At 65.0% G+C, this 26,684-nt stretch carries 22 protein-coding genes and 1 pseudogene; 9 read left to right on the top strand and 14 right to left on the bottom strand.

The window, feature by feature from the left end:
* Nucleotides 1–41 precede the first annotated feature (41 nt).
* The 8 genes from ABID26_RS31860 to ABID26_RS31825 all read right to left on the bottom strand — a co-directional run bounded on the left by ABID26_RS31860 (nucleotide 42) and on the right by ABID26_RS31825 (nucleotide 7,804).
* On the bottom strand, nucleotides 42–989 hold the full coding sequence (locus ABID26_RS31860) for an ABC transporter permease (RefSeq protein WP_126097216.1): 948 nt from the start codon (nucleotides 987–989) through the stop codon (nucleotides 42–44).
* Nucleotides 990–992: 3 nt separating this feature from the next.
* Complete coding sequence (locus ABID26_RS31855; RefSeq protein ID WP_189521420.1) at nucleotides 993–1,970, bottom strand: ABC transporter permease; 978 nt, start codon at nucleotides 1,968–1,970, stop codon at nucleotides 993–995.
* Between the two features lies 1 nt (nucleotide 1,971).
* On the bottom strand, nucleotides 1,972–3,435 hold the full coding sequence (locus ABID26_RS31850; protein WP_126097214.1) for a sugar ABC transporter ATP-binding protein: 1,464 nt from the start codon (nucleotides 3,433–3,435) through the stop codon (nucleotides 1,972–1,974).
* A gap of 47 nt (nucleotides 3,436–3,482) precedes the next feature.
* Nucleotides 3,483–4,499 carry an ABC transporter substrate-binding protein gene (locus tag ABID26_RS31845; protein ID WP_126097213.1) on the bottom strand — a complete coding sequence of 339 codons (1,017 nt, stop codon included), beginning with the start codon at nucleotides 4,497–4,499 and terminating at the stop codon, nucleotides 3,483–3,485.
* An 85-nt stretch (nucleotides 4,500–4,584) separates the two neighbouring features.
* Nucleotides 4,585–5,475, bottom strand: coding sequence for an SMP-30/gluconolactonase/LRE family protein (locus tag ABID26_RS31840; protein ID WP_126097212.1), 891 nt, complete (start codon nucleotides 5,473–5,475; stop codon nucleotides 4,585–4,587).
* Complete coding sequence (locus tag ABID26_RS31835) at nucleotides 5,475–5,669, bottom strand: tautomerase family protein (protein ID WP_126097211.1); 195 nt, start codon at nucleotides 5,667–5,669, stop codon at nucleotides 5,475–5,477. Before ABID26_RS31835 ends, ABID26_RS31840 begins: the two co-directional genes overlap by 1 nt.
* A gap of 117 nt (nucleotides 5,670–5,786) precedes the next feature.
* On the bottom strand, nucleotides 5,787–6,527 hold the full coding sequence (locus ABID26_RS31830; protein WP_126097210.1) for a response regulator transcription factor: 741 nt from the start codon (nucleotides 6,525–6,527) through the stop codon (nucleotides 5,787–5,789).
* Complete coding sequence (locus ABID26_RS31825; protein ID WP_245460170.1) at nucleotides 6,527–7,804, bottom strand: GAF domain-containing sensor histidine kinase; 1,278 nt, start codon at nucleotides 7,802–7,804, stop codon at nucleotides 6,527–6,529. Before ABID26_RS31825 ends, ABID26_RS31830 begins: the two co-directional genes overlap by 1 nt.
* Before the next feature lie 228 nt (nucleotides 7,805–8,032).
* Here ABID26_RS31825 and ABID26_RS31820 point away from each other — a divergent pair, with 228 nt between their 5' ends.
* From ABID26_RS31820 to ABID26_RS31790, 7 genes are all read left to right on the top strand, one after another.
* On the top strand, nucleotides 8,033–10,450 hold the full coding sequence (locus ABID26_RS31820; protein WP_292304144.1) for a glucan 1,4-alpha-glucosidase: 2,418 nt from the start codon (nucleotides 8,033–8,035) through the stop codon (nucleotides 10,448–10,450).
* 34 nt (nucleotides 10,451–10,484) lie between these two features.
* A complete protein-coding gene (gnd, locus tag ABID26_RS31815) occupies nucleotides 10,485–11,498 on the top strand; it encodes a phosphogluconate dehydrogenase (NAD(+)-dependent, decarboxylating) (protein ID WP_126097208.1) in 1,014 nt (337 codons plus the stop codon).
* Nucleotides 11,499–11,511: 13 nt separating this feature from the next.
* Nucleotides 11,512–12,888: a glucose-6-phosphate dehydrogenase gene (gene zwf / locus ABID26_RS31810; protein ID WP_126097207.1), complete on the top strand. Its 1,377-nt coding sequence runs from the start codon at nucleotides 11,512–11,514 to the stop codon at nucleotides 12,886–12,888.
* Between the two features lie 16 nt (nucleotides 12,889–12,904).
* Entirely contained in the window at nucleotides 12,905–13,609 is a 705-nt protein-coding gene (locus tag ABID26_RS31805) for an ROK family protein (protein ID WP_126097206.1), read from the top strand.
* A 189-nt stretch (nucleotides 13,610–13,798) separates the two neighbouring features.
* Nucleotides 13,799–14,257: a Ros/MucR family transcriptional regulator gene (locus ABID26_RS31800; RefSeq protein WP_126097205.1), complete on the top strand. Its 459-nt coding sequence runs from the start codon at nucleotides 13,799–13,801 to the stop codon at nucleotides 14,255–14,257.
* A gap of 109 nt (nucleotides 14,258–14,366) precedes the next feature.
* On the top strand, nucleotides 14,367–15,467 hold the full coding sequence (locus tag ABID26_RS31795; RefSeq protein ID WP_126097204.1) for a pyridoxal phosphate-dependent aminotransferase: 1,101 nt from the start codon (nucleotides 14,367–14,369) through the stop codon (nucleotides 15,465–15,467).
* Nucleotides 15,468–15,623: 156 nt separating this feature from the next.
* Complete coding sequence (locus ABID26_RS31790; protein WP_126097203.1) at nucleotides 15,624–16,862, top strand: MFS transporter; 1,239 nt, start codon at nucleotides 15,624–15,626, stop codon at nucleotides 16,860–16,862.
* 85 nt (nucleotides 16,863–16,947) lie between these two features.
* On the opposite strand, the gene ABID26_RS31785 is transcribed toward ABID26_RS31790, so the two are convergent.
* Nucleotides 16,948–17,178: a hypothetical protein gene (locus ABID26_RS31785; RefSeq protein WP_126102490.1), complete on the bottom strand. Its 231-nt coding sequence runs from the start codon at nucleotides 17,176–17,178 to the stop codon at nucleotides 16,948–16,950.
* A gap of 397 nt (nucleotides 17,179–17,575) precedes the next feature.
* Here ABID26_RS31785 and ABID26_RS31780 point away from each other — a divergent pair, with 397 nt between their 5' ends.
* Entirely contained in the window at nucleotides 17,576–19,348 is a 1,773-nt protein-coding gene (locus tag ABID26_RS31780) for an adenylate/guanylate cyclase domain-containing protein (RefSeq protein WP_126097202.1), read from the top strand.
* A gap of 180 nt (nucleotides 19,349–19,528) precedes the next feature.
* Here ABID26_RS31780 and ABID26_RS31775 read toward each other — a convergent pair.
* Nucleotides 19,529–19,774: pseudogene (locus tag ABID26_RS31775) on the bottom strand (hypothetical protein); the annotation flags it as partial.
* A 389-nt stretch (nucleotides 19,775–20,163) separates the two neighbouring features.
* Here ABID26_RS31775 and ABID26_RS31770 point away from each other — a divergent pair.
* Nucleotides 20,164–21,915, top strand: coding sequence for an adenylate/guanylate cyclase domain-containing protein (locus ABID26_RS31770; RefSeq protein ID WP_126097201.1), 1,752 nt, complete (start codon nucleotides 20,164–20,166; stop codon nucleotides 21,913–21,915).
* 422 nt (nucleotides 21,916–22,337) lie between these two features.
* Here ABID26_RS31770 and ABID26_RS31765 read toward each other — a convergent pair whose 3' ends face one another.
* Genes ABID26_RS31765 through ABID26_RS31750 form a run of 4 tightly spaced genes read right to left on the bottom strand, consistent with a single transcriptional unit; the run spans nucleotide 22,338 to nucleotide 26,630 of the window.
* Nucleotides 22,338–23,054: a glutamine amidotransferase gene (locus tag ABID26_RS31765; RefSeq protein ID WP_126097200.1), complete on the bottom strand. Its 717-nt coding sequence runs from the start codon at nucleotides 23,052–23,054 to the stop codon at nucleotides 22,338–22,340.
* Nucleotides 23,055–23,068: 14 nt separating this feature from the next.
* The gene (locus ABID26_RS31760; RefSeq protein ID WP_126097199.1) at nucleotides 23,069–23,545 is read right to left on the bottom strand and encodes a tellurite resistance TerB family protein; all 477 of its coding nucleotides are present in this window, start codon (nucleotides 23,543–23,545) and stop codon (nucleotides 23,069–23,071) included.
* Between the two features lie 33 nt (nucleotides 23,546–23,578).
* Complete coding sequence (locus ABID26_RS31755; RefSeq protein ID WP_126097198.1) at nucleotides 23,579–25,147, bottom strand: heme biosynthesis protein HemY; 1,569 nt, start codon at nucleotides 25,145–25,147, stop codon at nucleotides 23,579–23,581.
* 10 nt (nucleotides 25,148–25,157) lie between these two features.
* Nucleotides 25,158–26,630, bottom strand: a complete 1,473-nt coding sequence (locus ABID26_RS31750; protein ID WP_292374004.1) for a COG4223 family protein — start codon at nucleotides 26,628–26,630, stop codon at nucleotides 25,158–25,160.
* Nucleotides 26,631–26,684 lie beyond the last annotated feature (54 nt).

The following is a 26,684-nucleotide window of genomic DNA, read 5'->3' as shown; positions in this document are numbered from 1 at the left end:
GATCCTCGGGTCAAGCCCGAGGATGACGAAGGCGCGGCACCTCACCGTACAGCCCTTTCCCCACCCGCCGCCGTTATCACCCCGACGATGATCAGCCCGGTCAGCACCAACCTCACCCCCGCGCTGACGCCGAAGGTGTTGAGCATGGTGAGCAGGAGCACCAGGAACAAGCCGGCGCCCCAGACGCCCGGCACATTGGCCTTGCCGCCGGCGACCGACGTGCCGCCGATGACGACGACCGCGATCGAGGCGAGCAGGTATTCGTTGCCGATATCGACATTGGCGCCGCGGAAATAGCCGGCAAGCAATGCGCCATCGATGCCGCCGAGCGCGCCGCACAGCGTGTAGGTGAGGAAACGGATGCGGCCGACATTGACGCCGGCGAGCCAGGCGGCGCGGATGTTTTGGCCGATCGCCAGCACCGAGCGGCCATAGATCATGCGCTGCAGCGCAAGCGCCGCTCCGATGGTGAAGACCACCGTCAGCATCGCCAGCACCGGAATGCCGAGGATTTGCCAATTGGTGAAATCGGCGAAGCCCGGCGGCGGCTTGATCTGCAGGCCGCGGCCATAGCTGATGTCGACCGACTGGATGATGAAGCTCGCCGAGAGCGTGGCGATGATCGGCGGGATGCGCAGCGCCCAGATCAGCAGGTAGTTGATGGCGCCGATCGCAGCACCGCAGGCGAGCGCGGCAAGCAGCCCGACGACAATCATGGAATCGCTGCCACCCATAACCTTCATCGCCACCGCGCTGGCGAGCCCGATATTGGCCGGCAGCGACAGGTCGACATTGCCGGGCCCGAGCGTGATGACGAACATCTGGCCGACGCCGACGATGACGGTGAAGACGGCCAGCGAAAGCGCCGCCGTGACCATGCCGCCGGCGCCGTAGCCGCCGGTAAAGGCAACCGTCGCCACCCACACCAAAAGGGCGCCGACGAACGACCAGAGCCAGGGTTTTTCGAGCAGCGTCCGCACAGAGACCATTTCTCACCTCTCCCTGCGGCTGATCAGCACCCGCGCCGCCAGCACGATGATCAGGATCGCGCCATTGGCGGCGACCTGCCAGTCGGGCGGGATGTGCATGAAGGTGAGCAACGGCGAGGCTGCCAACGCCAGCGTCAGCGCGCCGAGGACCGCGCCAATGGGCGACACGCGGCCGCCGACGAACTCACCGCCGCCGAGAATGACGCCGGCGATCGACAGCAGTGTGTAGCCGTTGCCGATATTGGCGTCGGCCGAGGTGGTGATGCCGATCAGCGCCATGCCGGAGAGCACGCCGAACAGGCCGGTCAGCGCGAACAGCGCGATCTTGGTGCGGAGCAGCGACCAGCCGGCGCGCCTGAGCGCCGCGGCATTGCCGCCTGAGCCGCGCAGGATGACGCCATAGGAGGTGCGCATCAGGCCGAAATGCACGACGGCCGCGATGAGCAGCGCGGCGAGGATCGGGAACGGGATGTAGGGCGGCTTGAAGGACATGACGGCCAGCAGCCAGTCCGGCGCCTTGCCGCCCGGCTTCGGCAGGATGAGGATCGCAAGTCCCTGCCAGACGAAGCTCATGCCGAGCGTCACCACGATCGACGGCAAGTTGCGCAGATGGATGAGCGCGCCGAGCAGCGCATAGACGCCGATCGAGCCGAGCAGCACCGCGATGCCGACGAGCGGCGCGTCCCGAAGCCATGTCGCGCTGACACAGCCGACGAAGCCGACGAAGGTGCCGATCGAAAGATCGAGCTCGTTGCCGGCGATGACGAACATCTGCGCGATCGTCGCCAGAGCGATCGGGATCGCCAGGTTGAGCATCAGGTTGAAGCCGAAATAGCTGATGGCGCGCGGGTTGAGCCAGGCAATGGCCATCAGCACCAGCGCCAGCGACAGCGCCGGCAACAGGCCGCGCAGCAGGCGCGCCCTGGCCGCATTGCCGCGCGGCGAGGATTTCGGGAGCGTGCCGGGAGCGATCACCGTCATCTCAGGCCGCATCGCCGAACGAGGACTGGATGATCTTTTCTTCCGTCAGCTCGTCGCGGCCGAGGTTGGCGACGATCCGGCCGTTCTTGAAGACATAGACATGGTCGCAATTGTCGAGCTCTTCGGTTTCGGTGGTGTACCAGAGGAAGGTGCGCCCCTTGGCGGCCTCCTCGCGCACGAGGCCGTAGACTTCGAGCTTGGTGCCGATGTCGACGCCGCGCATCGGGTCGTCCATCAGCACGATCTCGGCGTCCGAGCCGAGCGCGCGGGCAAACAGCGTCTTCTGCTGGTTGCCGCCCGACAGCGAATAGATGTTGTTGTTCATGTCCGGCGTGCGGATGCCGATCTTCTTCTTCCAGAACTCGGCCAACTCCGCCTCGCGCTGCGGCGAGATCAGCAGGCCGTTGCGCAGGCGTTGAAGCGAGCGGACGCCGATGTTCTGCGCGATCGACCATTGCGCGAAGATGCCGTCCGCCTGGCGGTCGCCGGCGACCAGCGCCACCGGCGCCGTCACCTCGACACCGGCTTTGGCACGGGACGCCGCGGCGAAGATCGCGAGCAGCAGGTCGGTCTGGCCATGCCCGGCGAGACCGGCGAGGCCGATGATCTCGCCCGCGCGGGCGACAAGCTCCTTGCCGTCCTGCTGCCGCGCCGGGCGCGCCCGCACCCTGAGCGCGCCGGCTTCGGCCTTCCGTGCCTCGGCGGCGGCCTTCTGGTGGCCCTCGGCGCCGCCCATCGCGGCGACCAGCTTGTCGCGGTCGAACGCGCTTGCGGCGTCGGCCGCGACCACCTTGCCGTCGCGCATCACCACGATGCGGTCGGCGTTCTGCAGCACTTCGCCCAGCACATGCGAGATCAGGATGCAGCTGCCGCCCGCTTCGACGAAGCGGCGCACGAAGGCGAGCAACTGGCCCGCCGTATGCGCGTCGAGCGACGAGGTCGGCTCGTCGAGGATGACCAGGTGCAGTGGTTCGCGCGTCAGGGTGAAGGCGCGCGCCACCTCCACCATCTGCCGCCTGCCGATCGAGAGGTCGCCGGCAATGTCGTCGGCCGAGATGCCGTGGTCTGGAAAGATCTCGTCGAGCTTGGCCTGAATAAGGTCAGCGGCCTTGCGTCGCCAGCCGAGACCGCTGAGCGAGGGATGGTTGATGCGCGTGTTTTCGGCGACGCTTAGGTTGGGGCAGAGCGACAACTCCTGGAACACGCAGCGTATGCCGAGCTCGAGCGCGCGCGCCACGGAATAGCTGGCTTCGGCATTGCCGCGCACCGCGATCTGCCCGCCGTCGGGGCGCAGCGTGCCCGCCACCATATGCATGAGCGTCGACTTGCCGGCGCCGTTGTGCCCGACCAGCCCGACGCATTCGCCGGCACCGACATGGAAGTCGACGCCGTTGAGCGCGCGGACGGCGCCGAAATGCTTTTCGGCGCCGTCCAGCTTGACGATATCTGCAATAGCCTGAAGCATCCTCAACTTTTATCCGGTTGGCGATGCGGCTGGCAAATTTCGAGCCGCTATTGCTTGATGTTCGCCTTGATGGCCGCGACGGCTTCTTCCTGCGTGTATTCGTGGGTGGCGACGCCGCCCTCCTTGATCTTCGGCAACGCGGCCTCGAAATCATCTTGCGTGAAGGCGAGATAGGGCACCAGGAGATCGTGCGGGATGTCCTTGCGGCCGTCGAGCACCTGCTGCGCCACCCAGAAGGCGAGCGTCGACACGCCGGGCGCGATCGAGGCCGACCAGGTCGTGTAACCGTCCTTCTCCTTCTGCTCCTTCCACCACTTCAGCTCGTCCTGGCGGTTGCCCATGATGATGGTCGGGCGCGGCTTGCCGGCGGCGGCGAAGGCTTGCGCGGCGCCATAGCCGTCGCCGCCCTGGTCGACGATGCCGACGACGTCGGGGAGCGACGGCAGGATGGTCGCCACCGCCTTCTGCGCCGTCGTCTGGTCCCAGTCGCCGGTTACCGAGCCGACGATCTTGAACTCGGGATGGGCGGCGACGCCTTCGAGGATGCCGGCATGGATGGCATCGTCGATCGAGGTGCCGGCAAGCCCGCGGATCTCCAGCAGATTGCCGCCCTTCGGCTGGAACTTGGCCATCTGCTCGACTTCCTGCTTGCCCATGTCCTTGAAGTCGACGACGACGCGGTAGGCGCAAGGCTCGGTGACGATGCCGTCGAAGGAGACGACGACGATGTTGGCGTCGCAGGCCTGCTTGATGGCGCCGTTCAACGCATCCGGCGAGGCGGCGTTGATGACGATGGCATCATAGCCCTGCAGGATCAGGTTCTGCACCTGCGCGGCCTGGGTCGGCACTTCCTTGTCCGCCGTGGTGAAGACATCGGCGGCTCCGACCACTTTGTCGTCGACCGCCTTCTTGGTGACGATGCCGTAGCTGTCGAGCATCGCCTGGCGCCACGAATTGCCGGCGTAATTGTTGGAGAAGGCGATCTTCTTGCCGCTCGTGTCGGCAAGCGCCGTGCCCGAGGCGAGCATGGCTGCAAGGGCGCTCAAGACCAGTAGTTTTTTCATGTCATATCCTCCCAGATGTGTTGACTGCTGCACTTCCATCGGCCTTCCGGGCCGGTTCACTCCAATCCGATCCGAGCGTCGCCGCTCAAAACAGCCTCAGTCCCGGCACCCGCACCCTCAGCCGGTACAGCGACGTCGACGCGGCGATGTAGAGGCTCCTCAGGTCCTCGTCGCCGAAGGTGAAATTGGCACAATCTTCCGGCGTCGCGATGACGCCGAGAAGATCGCCCGAGGCATCGAAGACGTGTATGCCGCCCGGGCCGGTGCAATAGAGGTTTCCCCGGCTGTCGATCTTCATCCCGTCGGGCGCCCCGAGCCCGTCGCCTTCCGTCACCGCCCAAACCGCACCGCCATTGAGATCGCCGTTCGCTTCCACGCCGAATACCCTGATGTGGCCGCGCTCGGTATCGTTGACGAAGAGCCTCGATTCATCGAGCGAGAAACAAAGCCCGTTGGGCTGCACGAAATCGTCGGCGAGCAAGGTCAGCCGCGCGCCGTTGCCGTCTATTCGGTAGACGCCCTGGAACGGCAACTCCTGCGGTCGCGGCACGCCGTAGAACTCCGCCCGGCCGTAAGTCGGATCGGTGAAGTAGATCGAGCCCCCGGTGGCCACCACGATGTCGTTCGGACTGTTGAGCTGCTTGCCCTCGTGATGCGTGGCCAGAACCGTTGTCGTGCCGTTCGGCTCGGCGCGCGTGACGCGGCTGGTGGCGTGCTCGCAGGTCACCAGCCGCCCCTGCCGGTCGAGCGTGTTGCCGTTGGCCTTATGGCTGGGCGCGCGGAACAGCTCGATCTCGCCCGAAGCGCCGAGCCGGTACATGCGGCTTTGTGGAATGTCGGAAAAGACCAGCCATTTCTCATAAGGATGCCACACCGGCCCTTCGATGAAGCCGTAGCCAGTGGCAAGCCGCTCCATCGCCGCATTGCCGACGACGTCGCCAAAGCCGGAATGACGGGCGCGCGCCGGGATCGACATTACGAGCCCTTCGGCTCGCGAACCGGCTTGCCGGCGACGAACCAGTCGCTGCCCGGCACGTCCTCAATCACCACCCAGATCGCTTCCATGGGCAGCTCGGCCACTTCGCTGATCGCTTCGGTGACGCGGCGCGAGATCTCGTTCTTGCGCTTTTGCGAATGGCCTTCGAGTATCCGTATGCTGACGAACGGCATGGCGCTTCCCGATATTCTTGTTCTTGTCGGACAAAACGTAGTCGGGATGCGAGCCGTGCGATACGGGTCTAAGCGCAGCGCCGACTGTGGTTTCGCACAGTCGGCGGAAGCCGAAGGCTACTGGTCCTGCGGCGGCGTCGCCTGCGCGAGCCAGGCGTCGAGCTGTTCCTGCTCGCGCCGCAGCGCGTCGACGTTGATCAGGCCGCGCGCCATGGCGAGGTAGATCGCGCGGGTGCGCGAATTGAAGACCGACGCCTCGCCGGCGCCCTCTTCCGGCGGCACGATTCCCAGCTTGTCGTAGACATGCTTGATGCGGCTCTGCGCGCCGCGGATCGACAGGCCGCGGCGCGCCGCGATCGCCCTGTCGGTCAGCCCGAGCGCGATGTCGATCAGGCTTTCATACTCGCCATCGGTGATGCCCTCGAACCGGTCCTGGACGCGGTGCTGGATGCCGCGGATCTCGCGGTCGATGATGCAATGCCCCTCGCGGAACACGCCGCGCAGCGCCGAACGCATGCCTTCTTCCGTCGCCGACTTCAGCACATAGCCGTAGACCGAGCCCGGCGGCACGATGCGCGCCACGCCTCGCACATAGGCCTCGTCGGCGAAGTTCGACCAGAACAGGATATGCGTGCCGGCGCGCCGGCTCCAGATGGCGCGGGCCACCTCGATGCCTGTCGCCTTTGGCAGCTGCAGGTCGAGCACGACATGCGGCGGCTGCCGCTCGGCCGCCAGGTTGATGGCGTCCTCGCCGTCGCCGGCTTCGATCACCTCGACGTCGCCGGGCCACAATTGTTCGACGGTGCGCCGCGCGAAGCTGCGGTGCAGGCCGTCGTTTTCCGCGATCATCACCAACATCAGAACGCCTCCGCCACCGGCTGGCTTTCCGCCGCCGCAGTGCTGCGTGCCGAACCCTTGCCCTCTTCGGGCTCGCGGTCGATCTCGATGACGACCCGCGTACCGCCCTTGCGGCTGGCCGGCTCGAAACGCAGCCGCGCCCCGACAAGGGCGGCCCGCGTGTGCATGTGGCCGATGCCGCCTTGGGCGGCAGGGTCGACCGCGCCGCAGCCATGCCCGTCATCGGTGACGGTCACGCTGAACGTGGTTGCCGTCGAAGCCAATTGCACCTCGATGCGGCTCGGTCCGGCATGGCGCACAGCGTTGTTGATGGCTTCCTGCACGATCCGGTAGAGGGCCGTCCGCAGCGTTTCCGACAGGCCGTCGGCGCTGCCGTCGCTGGTGTCGGCGATGCGCACCGCGATCGGCGGTTTGGCCCTGGCGACGCTGCGGTTGAGATGCGCCTCGACGGCATCGCGCAGGCCGAACAGTTCCAAGACGCTCGGCCGCATGTCGTCGACGATGTGGCGAAGCTCCGCCAGGCAGCCCGCCACCTCCTGCTCGAGATCGGCAAGCTGCGCCGTACGCGCCACGCCGCGGCTGCGGAAGGCCGAGACCTGGCGCGCGATGCGGGCGAGGTCGGCGAGCGTCTGGTCGTGCAGGTCCATCGCCATCCGGCGGCGTTCGCGCTCCATGCCGGCGGTCAGCTGCGAGGCGCCGACCCTGAGCAGCTCCGCCCGGTTGCGCGCCTCGCTTTCAGCGAGCATGGCGCGGCGCGCTTCCTCGGTCTGGATCAGCGCGAAGATATAGGGCGCGATGAGATCGGCGCATTGCTGGGCGACGTCGACGTCAGCCTGCGTGTAGCAGCCGGCCTCGTGCCGGCTGATGTTGAGCGCGCCGACGACGGTGCCGCGTGCCCGCAGCGGCACGATGATGCGGCTGCGCAGCTTGGCGACGAAGATCGGCCCGTCGAAGGCGCCTTCGAAATGGAAGCGATCGTCGACGAGCGCATTGTCGGTCAGGAGATAAGGCGTCTCACCCCGCAGCACGCGGCGGATCGGGCTGCCCTCGACCGGGTGCTGCGCAAGCTCGCTCCAGCTGGTGTGGAAACCGGCCTCGTAGCAGGCATGCATCCGCCCATCGAGCGACAGCACCGCCAGGTCGATATGGTCGTGCGGGATGAGCGTGCCGATTTCGATCGCCGTCGCCCGGAACGCCGAGCCCGGATCGATATGCCCGGCCAAAGCCCGCGAAATCGCGAGCAGCCGGTCGATCAGCTGGGGAGATACCTCCGACATGTCTCCTCCCTTGCCGCCCTCATGAATGCCGCGGAAAGACGCGCCGTGCCCATATGGCGCGGCTGCAAGCCTTGTTTCCCGCATTCCTCCCTGCTTGCAAAATAGTGAGCGCTTGACGGTGCCGCTGTCAACGACGGCTCACGCGACGGCGGGGGGCGATCAACTTCAGGTGCGACGATTGAAAAGCCGCCGGCTCCTGGTCTAGGAACGGCGGCAGGAGGCCAATTGATGGCAGTGACGCCGACCGTTGCTAAAGGCGCCCCGGGAATTCCCGCGCGCTGGACGTCAAGCGCCAAGAGCGGCGTCGGCACCGCGCTTTCGGCGAAAAGCCCGCTCTGGTTCACCATCAGTCACGGCATACTGAATGAGATCTATTATCCGCGCCTCGACAGCGCCTGCACGCGCGACATGGGGCTGATCGTCATCGGTCCCGGCGGTTCCTTCTCGGAAGAAAAGCGCGATGCCGCCCACGTGATCGAGCCGTTCGAGGACGGCGTGCCCGCCTACCGCCTGGCCAACACGGCGGCCGACGGTTCCTACCGGATGGAAAAGCGCATCATTACGGACCCGAAACACCCCGTCCTGCTGCAGGAAATCACGTTCGCCGTCCTCAAAGGCTCAATCGCGGACTACCGCGTCTACGCGCTGCTCGCGCCGCATCTGGTCAATGCCGGCACGGGCAACACGGCCTGGGTCGGCGAGCACAAGGGACATCGCGTGCTGTTTGCATCAGGTCGCGGCGTCTCGGTCGCGCTGGCCTGCTCTCTGCCCTGGGGCGCCTGCTCGGCCGGCTATGTCGGCGTCTCCGACGGCTGGCAGCAGCTCCGGAATGGCGGTGCGCTCGATCCCGTTAGCCAGCGTGCGGAGGATGGCAATGTGGCGCTGACCGGCGAGATCGGCTTCTCGGCGGGCAAGGGCACGGCCCTGCTGGCGCTCGGCTTCGGCGCCTGGCCGGAAGAGGCGGCGGAGATCGCGCTGGCCAGTCTCCACCAGGGTTTTGAGGCGGCCGCTGAAACCTATGTCGCGAACTGGCGGAAATTCCAGGCCGGCCTGGAAAAGCTCGACCGTCATGCCGCCTCTGGGCTGAACACCTACCGCATCAGCACGGCGGTTCTTGCCTCGCATCTATCGACCGCCAGGCCTGGAGCCGCCGTCGCCAGTCTCTCGATCCCCTGGGGCTTCAACAAGGGCGACGACGATCTCGGTGGCTACCATTTGGTCTGGCCGCGCGACCTGGTGGAGACGGCGGGCGGCTTCCTCGCCGCCGGCGACGCCAGGCAGGCGCTTGAGATCCTCACCTATCTGCGTTCGATCCAGCAGCCGGACGGTCATTGGCCGCAAAATTGCTGGTCGAGCGGAACGCCCTATTGGCAAGGCATCCAGATGGATGAATGCGCCTTTCCGCTGCTGCTCGCCGATGCGCTCCGCCGCGCCGGTCATCTGCCGCGCGCCAAGCTCGACGATTTCTTAGCCATGATCGAGAGCGCGGCCTCCTATGTCGTGCGCAACGGCCCCGTCACCGGCGAGGACCGCTGGGAAGAGGACGCCGGCTACAGCCCGTTTACGTTGGCGGTCGAGATCGCGGCGCTGCTTGCGGCGGCCGACATGCTGGATGCCTGCGGCAAAAATGAGCCGGCAAAATATTTGCGCGAGACCGCCGATTGCTGGAATGCAGAGATAGAGCGCTGGACCTATGTCACTGGCACCGAGCTCTGCGCCAGGGAAAGCATCGAAGGCTATTATGTCCGCATTGCGCCGCCCGACGGTGCCGGCGCCGCTTCGCCGAAGGACGGCTTCGTGCCGATCAAGAACCGCCCGCCGGCCGACACCGATAAGCCAGCCGAAGCGATCGTCAGCCCCGATGCGCTGGCGCTGGTCCGCTTTGGTCTGAGGCCGGCGGACGATCCGCGCATCCTGAACACGATCAAAGCCATCGATGCTGAGCTTCGATGTGAGTTGCCGCAAGGGCCGGTCTGGTATCGCTATAGTGGCGACGGCTATGGCGAACATGAAGACGGTTCGCCTTTCGACGGCACCGGCAAAGGTCGCGCGTGGCCGCTGCTTACTGGCGAACGCGCCCATTACGAACTGGCGGCGGGACGGCCCGACAAAGCGGCCGAACTGCTGGAAACCTTCGAGCGCTCCGCCGGTGTGGGCGGCCTTCTGCCGGAGCAGCTCTGGGACAGACCCGACATACCGGAGCGCGAATTGCGGCTCGGCGCGCCGTCGGGCAGCGCTATGCCGCTGGTCTGGGCGCATGCCGAGCATATCAAGCTCCTGCGCTCGCTGCGCGATCGCAAGGTCTTCGACATGCCGCCGCAGGGCGTCGAACGCTACATCAAGCGAAAGACCGTCTCGCCCTTCCGGCTATGGCGCTTCAACAACAAGATCCGCTCCATTCCCGCCGGCAAGGTCCTGCGCGTGGAACTATCCGCGCGCGGTGTGGTTCACTGGAGCAGCGACAAATGGCTGACGGTGCAGGATGACAAGACGGCCGAGAACGCGTTCGGCGTCCATCTGGTCGACCTGGCCGTTACCAGCCTGCCGCCGGGATCGACGATCGTCTTCACTTTTTTCTGGCCCGAAGCCAGCCGTTGGGAGAATGTCGACTTCACCATCGGCATCGACCCTTCGGATAGCCAGTAAGATTTCTTCTTCCTCAAGCAATCGGGATGACACCATGCAGATCGGAATGATGGGACTGGGCAGGATGGGCGCCAACATGGTGCGGCGCCTGATGCGCGACGGCCATGAATGCGTCGTCTACGACATCAATTCGGCAAGCGTCGCCGGCATGGTCAAGGACGGCGCCATTGGCGCCGCCTCGCTGGAAGAATTCGTCGCCAAGCTCGCCAAGCCGCGCTGCGCCTGGCTGATGCTGCCGGCGGCGATCACCGGCAGGATCGTCGACCAGGTGGCAGCGTTGATGGAGCCTGGCGACATCATCATCGACGGCGGCAATTCCTACTACCACGATGCCGTCGACCAGGCCGCGAAGCTGGCAACCAAGGGCATCAACTTTGTCGATGTCGGCACCAGCGGTGGCGTCTGGGGTCTCGAGCGCGGCTACTGCCTGATGATCGGCGGCCCCGATGAAGCCGTGCAGCATCTCGATTCGGTCTTCGCCACGCTGGCGCCCGGCGCCGACCCAGGCTCCAACCCGCCGAAGGACGCCGGAACCGCGGCCTTTGGCTATCTGCATTGCGGGCCGAGCGGCGCCGGCCATTTCGTCAAGATGGTGCATAACGGCATCGAATACGGCGTCATGGCCGCCTATGCCGAGGGCATCAACATCCTGAAATCGGCCAATGTCGGCAAGCGCGGCCGCACGGCGGATGCCGAGACCAGTCCGCTCGAAAATCCGCAATATTACCAATTCGATATCGACCTCGCCCAAGTGGCCGAGGTCTGGCGGCACGGCAGCGTCATCGGCTCCTGGCTGCTCGACCTCACCGCCGGCGCGCTGAAGAACGACCCCGCGCTCACGCAATTCGGCGGCCGGGTGTCGGACTCGGGCGAAGGCCGCTGGACGCTGAAGGCGGCGATCGATACCGGCGTTCCGGCGCCGGTGCTGTCCTCGGCGCTGTTCGACCGCTTCTCCTCGCAAGGCGAATCCGCCTTCGCCGACAAGCTTCTGTCCGCCATGCGCTATGCCTTCGGCGGCCATGTCGAGAAGCCGAAGACCGGCGCCTGAGGGGAGAGACGGCATGAGCCAGGAGAGGTCCGACACGCTGGTGCTTTTCGGAGCGACCGGCGATCTTGCGCATAAGAAGATATTTCCGGCGCTGTATCATATGGTCGCCAAGGGGACGTTGGCCGAGCCGGTGATCGGCGTCGCCTTCGAGCCTTGGGATCCTGGCAAGCTGGTGGACCGGGCTCGCGACGGCATCGTCAATGCGCTGGGCAAAGTCGACGACAAGGTGTTCGCCAAGCTCGCCTCGCTGCTGCGCTATGTCAGCGGCGACTACCGCGACAGCGCCACCTTCGAGAAGCTGAAGACGGCGCTCGGCGCCGCGCAGCGGCCATTGCACTATATGGCAGTCCCCCCGACCATGTTCGAAACCGTCGTGCAAGGGTTGGAGCAGTCCGGCACCGCGCGCGGCGCGCGGCTCATGGTGGAAAAGCCTTTCGGCCACGACCTCCAGTCCGCGCGCTGGCTGAACCGGGTGCTGCATCTGGTGTTCGACGAACAGTCGATCTTCCGCATCGACCATTATCTCGGCAAGGAAGCGATCCAGAACCTGCTCTATTTCCGCTTCGCCAACGCTTTCCTCGAACCGATCTGGAACCGCAACTTCGTCGAGAGCGTGCAGATCACCATGGCCGAGGATTTCGGCATCGAGGGCCGCGGCCGCTTCTATGACGACGTCGGCTGCATCCGCGACGTCATCGAGAACCATCTGCTCAACATTCTATTGCTTTTAGCCATGGAGCCGCCGGTCGGGCGCTCGGCCGACGACCTGATCGACGAGAAGGTGCAGGTGCTCCGCGCCATCCGCACGCTTGCCAAGGACGATGTCGTGCGCGGCCAGTTCGACGGCTATCTGGCGGAGCCGGGCGTCAAGCCCAACTCGCCGGTCGAGACCTTCGCCGCAGTGCGGTTCTTCGTCGACACCTGGCGCTGGCGGGACGTGCCCTTCTTCATCCGCGCCGGCAAGAACATGCCGGTGCACGCCACCGAAGTGATCGTGCGGCTGAAGCGGCCGCCGCTCGACGTCTTCGACCCGATCAAGCCGGGCGACGCCAACTATGTCCGCTTCCGCATCGATCCGCAGGTGGCGATCTCGATCGGCGCGCAGCGCAAGGTCGCCGGCGACGACATGATCGGCGAGCAGGTGGAACTCACCGCGCTCGACGACACCAAAGGCGACATGCCGCCCTATGAGAGGCTGATCGGCGATGCGATGAACGGCAACGGCCAGCTCTTCACCCGCCAGGATGCGGCCGAGCTGGCCTGGCGCATCGTCGGGCCGGTGCTTGGCGACACCACGCCGCCGCAGATCTATGCGCCGAAGACCTGGGGGCCGGCCGATGCCATGAACGGCTTCGGCCCGCCCAATGGCTGGATCAACCCGACGAAATAGTTTCGGAGGCAACGAAATGGCGAAGGCGGCAAAACCGGCTGCGGCGAAAGGCGATCAGGTCGTGCTCACGATCGATGTCGGCGGCTCGCATGTGAAGATCCTCACCAGCGCCGGCGGCGAGATGCGCCGCGCCGAATCCGGACCGGGCCTGACGCCGCAGCGGGTGGTTGCTTCGGTGAACAAACTCGCCGAGGGCCTGAGCTACGACGTCATCTCGATGGGTTATCCCGGTCCGGTGCGGGACAACAAGCCTTCACTCGATCCCTTCAATCTCGGCAAGGGTTGGAAGGGCTATGATTTCAGCGCCGCTTTCGGCAAGCCGGTGAAACTCGTCAACGACGCGCTCATGCAGGCGATCGGCAGCTACGAGGGCGGCCGCATGCTTTTTCTCGGCCTGGGCACCGGCCTGGGCGCCGCGATGATCCTCGACAATGTCGGGCAACCGATGGAGCTTGCCCACCTTCCCTACCGGAAAGGCTTGAGCTTCGAGGACTATGTCGGCGAGCGTGGCCTGGAAAAGCACGGGAAGAAAAAATGGCGCAAATACGTTTTCGACGTCGTCAACAGGCTTCGCGCCGCCTTGCAGCCCGATTATGTGGTCATCGGCGGCGGCAATGTCGACAAGCTCGATGAATTGCCCGAGAAATCCAGGCGTGGCGACAACACTCGCGCCTTCGAAGGTGGATTTCGACTGTGGCGCGACAAGGCGCTGGTCGTCTGATATTGTTACATTTCAGTATAGTTGTTCAAAATAACGTGTACCCGCGCGACTGATCGTTGCGCCCTGCACATTTGCCGACTAGGAATTCGCCGGCCTGCCGCGCCATGCGTCTTCCCCGGCGCACGAAGGACGCGGCAGCTGCTCTCACATCCCCATTTTCGCGGCCATGCGGCATAGAGGAGGAATTACGTGGACGAGGACACCAACACAGCCAAGGAAGAAGTCGACCTGCTCGAGCTCACCGCTCACATCGTGTCGGCCTATGTCGCCAAGAACCGGCTGCCCGCTTCGGACCTGGGCGGGCTCATCGCCAGCGTCGCCTCTTCGATCGGCGGGCTCAGCCAGCCGCTGGTGCCGCCTGCACCCCCGCCCGTCCCCGCCGTCAACCCCCGCCGCTCGGTGACGCCGGACTACATCATCTGCCTTGAGGACGGGAAGAAGTTCAAATCGCTGAAGCGCCATATCGGCGTGCATTTCGGGCTGTCGCCTGAGGCCTACCGCACCAAATGGGGCCTCCCCGTGGACTACCCGATGGTCGCGCCCAACTATGCGGCTTCGCGTTCGCAATTGGCCAAGTCGATCGGCCTCGGCCGCAAGGCGGAAGCCGAACCGGTCAAGAGGGGCAGGAAGGCCAAGGCCTCCGCCTGAAGCGTCACCTGCCTGCACCAACGGTTCAAGAAGCCTGCCGGCGATTCCGCCTTGGCAGGCTTCCTGCTTTTGTGGCTTGGATACCCAAACTTTGTCGGGGAGCACGGCCATGAACTACGCAAGGATGGTGATCGAGAAGGAAGCGCCGGAGGAATACGGCTACGACCGCATCCGCTACAATCTTTCCGAAAGCTCGATCGCCGACCAAAAACTCTCCGACATCGGTCTCTCGCTGCCCGACCTCACCTTGTTCTACGGCGAGCATCGCGGCGAGAAGGAACTGCGCGCGCTGATCGCCGCGCAGGACAATGGGCTCTCGCCTGACGACGTTCTGGTGACCGCGGGCGCCGCCGGCGCGCTGTTCATCATCGCCACCTCGCTGCTCTCGGCCAGCGATCATCTGGTGGTCGTGCGGCCGAACTACGCCACCAACATCGAGACGCCCAAGGCGATCGGCTGCGCCATCTCCTATGTCGATCTCGATTTCGACGAGGGCTTCGCGATCGACGTCGAACGCGTCGCAGCTGCCGTTCTGCCGAACACCAGGCTGATCAGCGTCACCTGCCCGCACAACCCGACCGGCACCATGATGAGCCGCGCCGATCTCGACGCGCTGATCGCGCTCGCTGAGAGCCGGCATTGCCGGCTGCTGGTCGACGAGACCTACCGCGATCTCTCCTATGGCGAGCGGCTGCCTGCGGCGGCATCTCTCAGCCCAAGCGCCATCAGCGTCTCTTCATTGTCCAAGGCCTTCGGCATCCCGGGCATCCGCATCGGCTGGCTGGTCACCCGGGACCCCGAGTTGCGCGAGACGTTCCTCGCCGCCAAGGAGCAGATCGGCATCTGCGGCAGCGTCATCGACGAGGCGATCGCCCGTGCCATGCTCGAGCGCCGTGACGCCTTCCTGGCTTCATTGCTGCCGGAGATGGCGAAGCGGCGCGACATTGTGCAATCCTGGATCGACGGCGAACCGCTGGTCGACTGGGTGCGGCCGCAAGGCGGCGTCGTCGGCTTTCCGCGGCTGAACGTCGATGCCGGCTTCGACCTCGACCGCTTCTACGCCAGGCTTCTGGACGAGCACGGCACCTATGTCGGGCCAGGCCACTGGTTCGAAATGCCGAAGCGCTTCTTTCGCGTCGGCTTCGGCTGGCCGAAGGAGACTGAATTGCGCGGCGGGTTGGAAGCCATCTCGGCTGCTCTGAGAGGCTGAGCCTCTTTCCTTCGCGAACGATAATTCCAGATTTCTTCCATCCGGCGCGTTTTTTTTCGCGCAAGGTAGGACGAACTCAGCTAAAGGGTTCTGGCCGGACCAGCGCCCGCCGTGGAAGTGCCCCGCCGGCCGATGCCGCAACGGGGCCCTTGAACCATGACCATCGAAGCAACTTCACCTGAACAGCGCTACGCCGCCTTCCGTCACCGACCGTATCTCAGCTACTGGACGGCGCGCTTCCTCACCACTTTCGCCACCCAGATCGTCTCCGTCGCCGTCGGCTGGCAGATCTACGACCTGACGCGCAATCCCTTCGACCTCGGCATCGTCGGCATCGTCCAGTTCCTGCCGTCGCTGCTCCTGGTGCTGGTCACCGGCGTCGTCGCCGACCGCTTCGGCCGCCGCCTGATCATGACATTGTCGTCGCTCGTCGAAGCCGGCTGCGCGCTCGCTCTCCTGTTGTTGACGCTGCGCGGCCTTGGCGGCCCGCTGCCGATCTTCGTCGTGCTCGCCATGTTCGGTATCGCCCGAGCCTTCTACGGGCCGGCATCGTCCTCGCTGGTCGCCAATCTTGTGCCGCCTGAACATTTCGCCAACGCCATTGCCTGGAACTCCTCGGCCTGGCAGACGGCGACCATCGTCGGCCCGGTCGCCGGCGGCCTGCTCTACGGCCTTTCGGCGGAGATCGCCTACGCCACCGCGGCGATCCTGATGCTCGTCGCCGCGCTGCTCGTCTTCACCATTCCCAAGCCCGCCCAGCAGACGGCCACCGACAAGCCGACGATGCGGACGCTGTTTGCCGGCTTCGGCTATATCTGGAGTGAGAAGATCGTGCTCGGCGCGATCTCGCTCGACCTTTTTGCCGTGCTTCTGTCGGGCGCCTCGGCGCTATTGCCGGTCTATGCGCGCGACATACTGGAGCTTGGCCCCTGGGGCCTCGGCCTGCTGCGCTCGGCGCCCGGCATCGGCGCCATTGCCGTGGCGGTCTGGCTCGCCGGCCACCCGATCCACGACCATGCCGGAAAGATCATGCTCGGCTTCGTCGCGCTGTTCGGCGCTTTCACCGTTCTGTTCGGCATCTCCACCATCACCTGGCTGTCGATCGCAGCCCTCGCCATGCTCGGCGCCACGGACATGTTCAGCGTCTATATCAGAGAGACGCTGATCCAGCTCTGGACGCCGGACGAAGTACGCGGCCGCGTCAACGCGGTGAACCAGGTCTTCGTCGGCGCCTCCAACGAGGTCGGCGAGTTCCGCGCCGGCACCATGGCGGCGCTGATCGGCACCGTGCCGGCGGTTGTGATCGGCGGCATCGGCGCCATCGCGGTCGCCGGCCTCTGGGCCTATCTGTTCCCAGCGCTGCGGCAGGTGCGGCATCTCAACAGCCGGAACTGATTGAGTTCTGGATCAGGCCGCTGAATCCGACGCGTGGGCCAGGCAGGCTGCGCCGGCAACGAATGAGATCCTGTCTGGAGATATTCTACTCCGAAAAGCTCACGCTGACGCCGCGCTGCCGAAAATAGGCCTGCATCAACTTACGGCCGGCGCGGTTGTTCTGCACCAACCTGGCCGGATCGAACACCGCCTGCTTCTTCCCCTCTCGCGACAGCGCTGCCTTGAGTGTCGCGATATGTGCATCGATATCGGCATTGTCCGCTCGGAGTGAGGCATAGATATTTTCGGTCGCCTCGGCCACGGTCAGTTCGTTCACAGCTGTCGTCCTTTGATTGGTTGGGCGGCGGCTTAGCACAGATTGCGGCTCCGTCGATACCAAGGAGGCTGCCGGTACACAGCGCCGGCGACGAAGGACGATGCATTCGCCATCCCAGTGGCGATCATGCTTGCGCAGCGGCAACAACGCCGGCTTTCTCCACACGTCTTTGGCTCTGCCACTGGGAAATTGGCTTTTGCTCGATCCCACAGCCGGTTTGCCGAAGATCAGCTGCAAAAATTCGCTCAGCCAGACCCGGCCAGGTTTTCTGCGAACAATAGTCCGGCGGATTGGGCTCGGCTCGCGTTGTGACGCAGGACATGCGAGAATAATGCCTCGGCACTGTTGGCATGAATTTGCGGCAATTGGGATCGGGCACTGGCCTGAGGGCAATTGAATGAACGAAGAGTCCCGCACGATGCGCCGGCTCGCGGCAATCCTTGCCGCTGACGTGGTGGGATACTCGCGTCTAATGGGCATCGACGAGGAAGGCACGCTCGCAGCACTGAAGGCCCACCGCAAGGAAGTGATCGATCCGCTGATCGCTCAACATCAAGGTCGCGTCTTCAAGACGACGGGCGATGGCCTTCTCATAGAGTTCGCGTCGATCGTCGACGCGGTGCGCTGCGCCATCGTAATCCAGCAGGGAATTGAGAGCCGCAATGCGAACGTCGATGAAAGTCGCCGCATCCGCTTTCGCGTCGGCATCAATGTGGGTGACGTGATCGTAGAGGGCGACGACATTTTTGGCGATGGCGTCAACGTTGCTGCGCGACTCCAAACACTTGCCGAGCCCGGCCGGATCTGCGTCAGCGCCACCGTTCGCGAGCATGTCGTCGAGAAGCTTCCGATCGGTTTTGCCGATCTGGGCGAACACAGCGTGAAGAACATCGCCCGACCCGTCCATGTCTATCGCATCGAGACGCGAACCGAGCCCAGGAATGTCGATGTGATTGACCAACAACAAACAGTGCTGGCGCTTCCCGACCGACCCTCAATCGCCGTACTTCCTTTCACCAATCTGAGCGGCGATCCCGAGCAGGATTACTTCGCCGATGGGTTGGTGGAAGACGTTATCACCGGCTTATCCAAGTTCCCGGGCTTCTTCGTCATCGCAAGAAATTCGACCTTCCCGTACAAGGGGAAGGCCGTTGATGTCCGTCAGGTGGCGAAGGATCTCGGTGTACGTTACGTCCTCGAAGGCAGTGTGCGGAAGTCGGCGAACCGGTTGCGCATCACCGGGCAGCTGATTGAGGGTGCGGCCGGGACGCATGTCTGGGCCGACAAGTTCGAGGGTCCTCTGGAAGATGTTTTCGATCTGCAGGATCAGCTGACAGGGAGTATTGTTGGTGCCATCGAGCCTTCCCTCCGGCGCGCAGAGATCCAGCGTGCGCGTCTCAAGCGGACGGAAAGCCTGGGTGCCTATGACCTCTATCTTCGCGCCCTGCCGCATGCGTTTGCCAACACGTCCGCGGACAACGACCAGGCGCTGGCGCTGCTCGGTCAGGCGCTGAAGCTCGATCCGGAATATGCCGCGGCACATGCCTACGCTGCCTGGGTTTTCGAACAGCGTTTCCTGCGCGGAGGGTTCCGCCCGGATGATCGCGGGGCGGCCCAAAGGCACGCGCACCTCGCCCTCACGCTCGGCGTGGACGATGCGCAGGCACTCGCCATCGGTGCCTTCGTTCTGGGCAACATTACGCATGACTATGACGCGGCCGTCATGACGCTCGACCGAGCACTCAAAGTAAATCCCAATTCCGCGCTTGCCTTGGGCTTTAGTTCGCTTGTGCACATGTTCTCCGAGCGCTACGAGCGGGCGAGCGACGACGCTGCACGGGCTCTAAGACTGAGCCCGTTCGATCCACTCAACTACCATCCCTACCTCGCGCTCGCCTGGACCTGTTTTTTCACAGGGCGTCTGACTGAGGCCGCGACCTACGCGGCATTGGCGCTTGAGGCAAACCCGGGCTTCAGCGTCCTTCATGCAGCGGTCGCAGCTGTACAGGCGGAACTAGGTCGAGCTGATGCTGCGCGGGCGGCGGCCACGCGACTGCTGGAAGTGGCGCCGGAGTGGACGATCAGCGGCTTCGTGCGCATGGAGTTAATGCGGCCTGAACTGATGGACAAACTCGCCAGCGCGCTGAGGAAGACAGGGCTGCCAGAGTGAACATACTCTACCAGCGACGGCATTGGCGGCGCTCGATCGTGGGTGACGTTCAGCGGCCATGCGCACAAAATCCGGTGATTCCGTGACTCACATTCGAATGACCTTTCATGGCGCAACCACGACTTCCAGCGAAGTCGTCTTTGGCTCAAGCTTTGCCACTCAGAGAAATTGGCTTTTACTCTATCCCACAGCCGGCTTGCCGAAGATCAGCCCCAAGAACTCACCCAGCCAGCGCTTGAGGTGCATGTCCCAGATCAGCCTGCCGCCGAGATGATCGCGGCCGGGTTGCGCGCCGGGCAATTCGAAGCGGTGCGCGCCGCGCACAACCCAGCGCTGCATCATCACCCTGGTCAGCTCGGCACGATGGCGGCACCAATCGGCACGGTTCCGGCCATGATGATCGGCGGCATCGGCGCTGTCGCCGTGTGGGCCTATCTGTTCCCGGCGCTGCGGCAAGCGCGGCACCTCTACAGCGGCAATTGGGCGCTGGATATAAGCCGCTGGAGGCGACGCGCTGGCCGATCAGCTCGCGCCGGCGACGGCTTAGATGGGGCCGACAGCGGACTGGCAGGTTCAGGCTGCGGTTGTTCAAAAGCGGACGTTCGGTTGAACGGGGACATAGTCGTGACCTGACCCAAAGTAGCCCGTCGGCAGCACCCGCGATCGGACCATAAACGACGCCGTGTGAGGAATGGCCCAAGGGACGTGGTGAGTTGATCGCTGTCGGCGCCGGCACTGCACGCTCGCATTCGAGGTAGGACTAGAATACGCTCGCCGCCCGGAGCTTCGACCTACGGAAGAGGCAGGACACAAGTATGGAGCGACGCCTCACCGCAATCCTTGCTGCCGACGTCGTCGGCTACAGCCGCCTCATGGGAGCCGACGAGGTTGGCACGCTCACGCAGTTGAAGCACCTTCGCGCCGAGGTGATCGAGCCTAGGATCGCGGAGGCCCATGGACGCATCGTTGGTTCCGCCGGCGACAGTCTGCTTGTCGAATTTGCCAGCGCGGTCGACGCGGTACAGTGCGCGGTCGAAGCCCAGGAGGGATTGGCCGCTCACAATGCAAGTTTGCCCGAAGACAAGCGCATGACTTTCCGCATGGGCGTGAATTTGGGCGACGTGATTGCAGAGGACGACACGATCTACGGTGATGGTGTGAACATCGCCGCGCGGCTCGAGAAGCTTGCAGAACCTGGCGGCGTCTGCGTCGCGAGCAACGTCTACGAGCAGGTCAAGGGCAAACTAGACTATGCTTACACCGACCTCGGTAGCCATCAGGTCCACAACATCGTGGAGGCGGTACGCGCCTATCAGGTCAGTCGAGCAAAACCAACTTCGGTATTCTCGACAAGGGAGAGGCTGACGCTTCCCGAAAAACCGTCCATCGCGGTCTTGCCATTCGACAACATAAGTGGCGACCCCGAGCAGGGCTACTTCGCTGACGGCATGGTGGAGGAGATCATCACCGCGCTGTCCCGGACGCGCTGGCTGTTCGTCATCGCGCGCAACTCTAGCTTTACATACAAGGGCCGGGCAGTGGACATTAAGCAGGTCGGGCGCGAGCTTGGTGTGCGCTATGTGCTTGAAGGGAGCGTGCGCAAGGCGGCGAGCAGGGTGCGCATCACCGGGCAGCTCATCGACGCGGCAACGGGCGCACATCTATGGGCCGACCGTTTCGACGGCGGGCTGGAGGACGTTTTTGACCTGCAGGAGGAAGTGACCCGGAGCGTCGTCGGCGCGATCGGTCCGAAGCTGGAACAGGCAGAGATCGAGCGGGCCAAGCGCAAGCCGACCGAGCACCTTGACGCTTACGACTACTATCTGCGCGGGATAGCAAGTCTTCATCAGTTGACCAGGGAATCCAACGCAAACGCCCTTCAGTTGTTTTACAAGGCCATCGAACTCGACCCTGAATTCGCCTCGGCATACGGCATGGCCGCGTTGTGTGCCGTCATGCGCAAGGCGAACGGCTGGATGGCCGATCGTGAGCAGGAAACCGTCGAGACAGAACGCCTGGCTCTGAAGGCAGTGGATTTGGGCAGGGATGACGCGGTTGCGCTCTCACTCGGCGGGGAAGCGCTCGCGTTTGTCGTGGGCAACTACAATAGCGGGGCAGCGTTCATTGATCGCGCGCTTGCGCTCAATCCGAACCTGGCTACTGCGTGGCTATTCAGCGGCTGGGTCAGAGCCGACCTCGGCGATACGGAAACCGCCCTCCAGCACCTGGCCACTGCGATACGCATGAGCCCAGTCGACCCGTTCATGTTCGATATGCTGAATGCGGTTGTAGTGGCTCATCTCTTAGCTGGTCGATTTGAGGAGGCATCATCTTGGGCGGAAAGGTCGTTGCGGGAAAAGCCGGACTTTTTGCCGTCGTTGCGCTTTGCGGCTGCAAGCTATGCTCACGCTGGCCGAACCGAGGATGCGCAAAAGGTGGTGAGCCGAATTCTTGCCCTCGATCCTAGCCAACGAATTTCCAATCTCGCCGACGTCGTTTCAATCAGGCGTGCGGCCGATATGGCTCTGCTTTCAGAAGGTTTGCGAAAGGCTGGGCTGCCGGAATAGCTCTGCCAGGTTGGCGCATACCGATCGCGAGTTGGGAACGCACCGAGATCGCAAAGACCGCAATGTGGGTGGCGTCGGCCCGGCACAAATCGCCGTAGGGCGCCGTACAAGCGATCCCGCGTCATATCAGGGGTGGGGTCACTGATCCCAACTCGTCGCGTGGGCCAGCACTGGGGGCGCCTGTGGCAAAGCACCTGCTCGATCTCAAGCCCTGTCGGCGATCCGTAGGACATAGGCAATGGCTGATCGTCCGTTTTTGGCGCGACCACGACCTCCAGCCTAATCGCCGGCAAGGTCCGCTTTCAGGAAGCTGCGAAGCCGACCTCTACGGCCGAGATGCGGCGCAAAGCAGTCGTCCACGCCTTGGCAGACGTAAGCCATCTTCGGAATCAAGCTCAGCCGTTCCCGCCAACCGGATTGCCCTACCCCACCGCCGGCTTACCAAATATCATCCCCAAAAACTCGCCAAGCCAGCGTTTCAGGTGCATGTCCCAGATCAGCCTGCCGCCGAGATGATCGCGGCCGGGCTGCGCGCCGGGCAATTCGAAGCGGTGCGCGCCGCGCACCACCCAGCGCTGCATCATCACCCTGGTCAGCTCGCCGTGGAACTGGATGCCCCAGGCATTGTCGCCATAACGGAAAGCCTGGTTGGGATAGGTTTCGGCGGTCGCGAGCAGCGTCGCGTCCTTCGGCAGCGAAAAGCCCTCGCGGTGGAACTGGTAGACCATCTCCGGCCAGTGCAGCAGTTTCTTGCCGGCTTCCGTCGCCTTCAGCGGATACCAGCCGATCTCGACCAGCCCTTCGCCATGGCCTTCGACCTTGCCGCCGAGATGGTTGGCAAGCATCTGCGCGCCGAGGCAGATGCCGAGAAACGGCCGGTTTTCCCTGAGCGGGATCTCCAGCCAGTCGGTCTCGCGGCGGACGAACTCGTCCCCATCATTGGCGCTCATCGGCCCGCCGAAGATGACCGCGCCGGCGTGGCCGTCCAGCGTTGAGGGCAGCTCCTCGCCAAGCGGCGGCCGGCGGATGTCGAGGTCGAAACCTTCCTCCAGAAGCATATGGCCGACGCGGCCGGGGCTCGACGTCTCCTGATGCAGCACGATCAGGATTTTTGGTCTCGGCCTCGGTCTGGGTGGCATGGGCAGGCGAGGTCCTATTCGTCGCTCGATGTTCCGCGCGCGTCCGGCGCTTCGGCCGCCGCCTTGCGGCGCGCTTCGATCCGGTCCTGGCGCTCGACGCCGATCAGTTCGGCGACGCGCCAGACCGTGTTGTCCTCGAGCTCGTGCAATTCGCCGTCGGCGTAGACGATCTCCCACATCAGGCCGATGAAGGCCTTGCGCGCCTCGGCATCGAGATTGCGCTTGAGCACGCTGGTGAAGGCGTAGAGGTCGATCGCCTCATTGTCGGCGCGCTCACCGGCGGCCGCCAGCGCGTCGAGCTCGTCGCCGCTGATCGAATAGGTCTCGGCCAGGATCTCCTTGAAGCGCTCCCACTCGACATCCTGGCGCACGCCGTCGGCATTCATCACATGATAGAGCAGCGCCGAGGCTGCGACGCGCGGATCGTCCGCGCTCGGCTTGGCCCCACCCGCCGGCAAATCCCTCAGGAAGGACAACACGCGTTCGAACATCGATACCTTTTCCCTGTCCGCCAAAGCCGGACCTCAAAACAAACGAAACCGGCGCGGCGATTTTTCCGCCTGGTCTTCCGGCGCGACGCCGGGATCATCCGGCAAGGGCGGCGGCTCCGAAGCCTGCTCGGCGGCCGCGCCATCGCCCAAGGCGGCCGCGATTTCCTCCTCTATGCCGTTCGACGTTTCAGCGGCCGGCTTCGTGGCCGGTGCATCGGGGACAATGTCGATTGCTTTCTCGGCCGGCACGGCCGGCGGCGCGGCAGAAATTGCCGGCAGCGCGACGTCCGTCTCGCTCTCGATCAACTGGCCAAGCCGCTCCATCGGCGCGCGCCAGGTGAAGGCGTCCAACTTGCCGGTGACCGGCGACACCGGCGCCCAGCGATCGGAGACGACGCCGTCGGCGACCCAGGCCGGATCGCGCGGTGCCCGAACCGCCTTCGACAGCAGCTGCCGCACCTTGCCCTGATCGCCGGTTTCGGCCTCCTCGATGTCGGCCAGAAGCAGATAGGCGCCCTCGCGGCGGTCCATGCGGATCGCGGCTTCCGCCTCGCGCCTGGCGGTGGCGAAATCCTGCGCGTCGAGCGCGGCGCGCGCCACGGCCATCGACGATTCGGCGTGGTTCTTCTTCATTTCCTGCAGCTTCTTTGCCCGGTTGAGGCGGTCGAGCACGGCATCGCCCGGCCTTGCATGGGTGTAGAGCTCGGCGATGTCCGGATGCGGCTCCGCCCGCCAGGCCGTCTCCAGGACCCTGGAACCCTTGCGCACGTCGTTTTGCTTGAACAGCATATTGGCCGCGACGACTGCCGCCGGCGCGAAATCCGGCGCCAGCTTGTTGGCTTCGAGCGCCGCGGTGCGGGCGGCATTCGGATCGCTGTCGACCAGCGCCTGCGCCTTGGCCGTGAGCAGCACGGCGCGGCGCCGGTTGGCGGCGTCGCGCTCGATCTGCCGGGTGGACTTCTGCGCCTCGACCAGCTTCAGCGCGCCGTCCCAGTCGCCACGTTCGGTCAGTTCTTCCAGCGTCGATTCCGCCGCCCAGGCAAGCTGCGGCGCCACCGCCGCGGCGCGGCCGGCATAGTGGCGCGCGGCGTTGCGGTCGCCCAGACGCTCGGCTTCGAGATAGAGCCCGCGCAGGCCAAGCAAGCGCATTTCCGGGTCGTCGATCATACGCTCGAACTTTTCCCGCGCGCCCTCATGGTCGCCTTCGAGCAGCGAGGCCTGCGCGTCGAGCAGGTTGATCAGCGGCTCCTGGTCGGAGCGGATCAGCTTGGCCGCTTCCTTGGTCTTCTTGCGCGCCAGCGCGCCGTCGCCGGCGCCCGCCGCTATCATGCCGGTCGACAGCGCCTGGTAGCCGCGGTCGCGGCGACGCACCCTGAAATAGCGCGAGATCGTATAGGGGCTGTTCCACAGCGACTTGATCAGCCACCAGACGATCATCACCGCGGCGACCACGGCGACGATAGCCACCGCCGCCACCATCAGCGTGACCTGGTACTGGTAGCCGTTGAAGGTGACGATCATCTCGCCCGGACGGTCGGCCAGCCAAGCGAAGCCGAGCCCCAGCGCGAAGACGACGGCGAGGAAGGCGAGGATGCGGATCATCGAATGGTCCTCACACCTTCGTCGCGCCGGCAATCAGCGCTTCTATCTGCTTTTCGACCTCGAGCCGCGCCTTCAGTTTGCCGGCAAAATCGGCGGCGGCCGCCTTCGCCGCATCGGGCAGCGTGTCGTATTCGCCGAGCGCCTTGGCGTAGTCGCCCTGGTTGACCGCCACCTCGATGCGCGCGACGGTTTCCGGCGCGCCCTTGCCTTCGACGGCGCCCACCGGCCGCACCTTGACCAGCGATTCGGCGCTCGACACCAGGCTCTGGAAGAAGCCGGCATTCCGGTCGACCGGCGTCGCCGCCTCGACCATGGCGGTGGCCGCGGCGTCGGCCTCCGCGGCGATCGTGGCGCGCGTCGGCACGCCTTTCTCGGCATAGGACCGCAGCACCACGATCTCCGGCGCGTCCGGCGCGATCGCCGCGAAAGTGTCGAGCTCGGTCGCAAAGGGCGCGCCGCGGTCGAGCGCAGCCTTCAGCGCCGAGGCGGCGATGGCGAGCGCTATCTTCGGCTGCGAGGCCTGCGCCTCGACCTTGCCGGAGAGCTGCGACACCGACTGTTCCAGCGCCGCGATCCGGCCGTCCTGCGCCTTCGCCGCGTCGCCGGCCGATTTCACCAGCGCGTCGAGCCCGGCGAGCTTCTCGTTGAGCGGGCCGAGATCGACCGGCGCGGCGCTGCCGGCCTTCTGCAGGTCGCCCACCGCCGTCTCGATCTGGCCGACCTTGTCGTTGAGCGCCTTGAGCGCGGCGCCATCGCCGCTTTGCCCGGCCGACGACTTCAGCGCCGCGATATCCGACTTCACCTGGTCGAGCGCCGAGGACAGGCCATCGACCTTGGCGGAGGCGCCGGCAGCGTCCGTCTCCTTCAGCGCCGCGATCTCGCTCTTCAGCGAGGCGATCTCGCCAGTGACGCCGTCGAGATGCGCTCCGCTGGAGGCCGGAGAGCCGAGCAGGCCAACCGCCTGCAGAAGGCCGGCGCCGGCCAGCGCGATCACGCCGCCGATGACACCGGCTGCGATGGTGCGCACGCCGGCGCGTCCGGATGGCGACGTCGCACGATCGTCGCCCCGGCTCTCGCTCGGCTTCGGCGCCGAGGCGGCGGAACTGGAACCGGTCGCCGACGCGTCCTCGAAATCGTAGCCGAAGCCCTTTGGCTCGCTCTTCGAAGCCTGCGAACCTCCGGGATAGGGCGCCTCCGCCTCTTCGTTGCTCCTGGCCTCGGATCCATCAGCCCCAGCCTGGGCCGCGTCGGCGTGTTCCCACGGCTCGATGTCGGCCTGCTCGGCATGGATCGGCTCTTCCGGAACTTCCGGTTGCGAAGCGGCGGCGGCTTCCTCCGCCTTCGCCTCGTCGGTTGGTTCCGTATCGGTCTCGGTCTTGGCGGCATCCTCGTCGGCGATTCGCGAGACGGCGCCGGGCTCGAGCTCGATCGTCACCGGCTCGCGGCGGACCTTCGAATGTCGCGTCTTCGGCGTCTTGACCATGCTTGGGCTCCGCGAACTGGCTTGTGGATGGTTCGAAGGGTCTAGGGGATGCTC

It is taken from the genome of Mesorhizobium shonense (assembly GCF_040545255.1).
Taxonomy (GTDB): Bacteria; Pseudomonadota; Alphaproteobacteria; order Rhizobiales; family Rhizobiaceae; genus Mesorhizobium; species Mesorhizobium shonense.
The sequence above is the reverse complement of the archived record's forward strand: the minus strand, read 5'-3'. Positions and strand labels throughout refer to the sequence as shown.

Excerpts from the sequence above, each read along its gene's own strand:
- ABID26_RS31860 (WP_126097216.1), bottom strand. The coding sequence starts at position 989 with ATGGTCTCTGTGCGGACGCTGCTCGAAAAACCCTGGCTCTGGTCGTTC.
- ABID26_RS31855 (WP_189521420.1), bottom strand. The coding sequence starts at position 1,970 with ATGACGGTGATCGCTCCCGGCACGCTCCCGAAATCCTCGCCGCGCGGC.
- ABID26_RS31850 (WP_126097214.1), bottom strand. The coding sequence starts at position 3,435 with ATGCTTCAGGCTATTGCAGATATCGTCAAGCTGGACGGCGCCGAAAAG.
- ABID26_RS31845 (WP_126097213.1), bottom strand. The coding sequence starts at position 4,499 with ATGAAAAAACTACTGGTCTTGAGCGCCCTTGCAGCCATGCTCGCCTCG.
- ABID26_RS31840 (WP_126097212.1), bottom strand. The coding sequence starts at position 5,475 with ATGTCGATCCCGGCGCGCGCCCGTCATTCCGGCTTTGGCGACGTCGTC.
- ABID26_RS31835 (WP_126097211.1), bottom strand. The coding sequence starts at position 5,669 with ATGCCGTTCGTCAGCATACGGATACTCGAAGGCCATTCGCAAAAGCGC.
- ABID26_RS31830 (WP_126097210.1), bottom strand. The coding sequence starts at position 6,527 with ATGTTGGTGATGATCGCGGAAAACGACGGCCTGCACCGCAGCTTCGCG.
- ABID26_RS31825 (WP_245460170.1), bottom strand. The coding sequence starts at position 7,804 with ATGTCGGAGGTATCTCCCCAGCTGATCGACCGGCTGCTCGCGATTTCG.
- ABID26_RS31820 (WP_292304144.1), top strand. The coding sequence starts at position 8,033 with ATGGCAGTGACGCCGACCGTTGCTAAAGGCGCCCCGGGAATTCCCGCG.
- gnd (WP_126097208.1), top strand. The coding sequence starts at position 10,485 with ATGCAGATCGGAATGATGGGACTGGGCAGGATGGGCGCCAACATGGTG.
- zwf (WP_126097207.1), top strand. The coding sequence starts at position 11,512 with ATGAGCCAGGAGAGGTCCGACACGCTGGTGCTTTTCGGAGCGACCGGC.
- ABID26_RS31805 (WP_126097206.1), top strand. The coding sequence starts at position 12,905 with ATGGCGAAGGCGGCAAAACCGGCTGCGGCGAAAGGCGATCAGGTCGTG.
- ABID26_RS31795 (WP_126097204.1), top strand. The coding sequence starts at position 14,367 with ATGAACTACGCAAGGATGGTGATCGAGAAGGAAGCGCCGGAGGAATAC.
- ABID26_RS31790 (WP_126097203.1), top strand. The coding sequence starts at position 15,624 with ATGACCATCGAAGCAACTTCACCTGAACAGCGCTACGCCGCCTTCCGT.
- ABID26_RS31780 (WP_126097202.1), top strand. The coding sequence starts at position 17,576 with ATGAACGAAGAGTCCCGCACGATGCGCCGGCTCGCGGCAATCCTTGCC.
- ABID26_RS31770 (WP_126097201.1), top strand. The coding sequence starts at position 20,164 with ATGGAGCGACGCCTCACCGCAATCCTTGCTGCCGACGTCGTCGGCTAC.
- ABID26_RS31765 (WP_126097200.1), bottom strand. The coding sequence starts at position 23,054 with ATGCCACCCAGACCGAGGCCGAGACCAAAAATCCTGATCGTGCTGCAT.
- ABID26_RS31760 (WP_126097199.1), bottom strand. The coding sequence starts at position 23,545 with ATGTTCGAACGCGTGTTGTCCTTCCTGAGGGATTTGCCGGCGGGTGGG.
- ABID26_RS31755 (WP_126097198.1), bottom strand. The coding sequence starts at position 25,147 with ATGATCCGCATCCTCGCCTTCCTCGCCGTCGTCTTCGCGCTGGGGCTC.
- ABID26_RS31750 (WP_292374004.1), bottom strand. The coding sequence starts at position 26,630 with ATGGTCAAGACGCCGAAGACGCGACATTCGAAGGTCCGCCGCGAGCCG.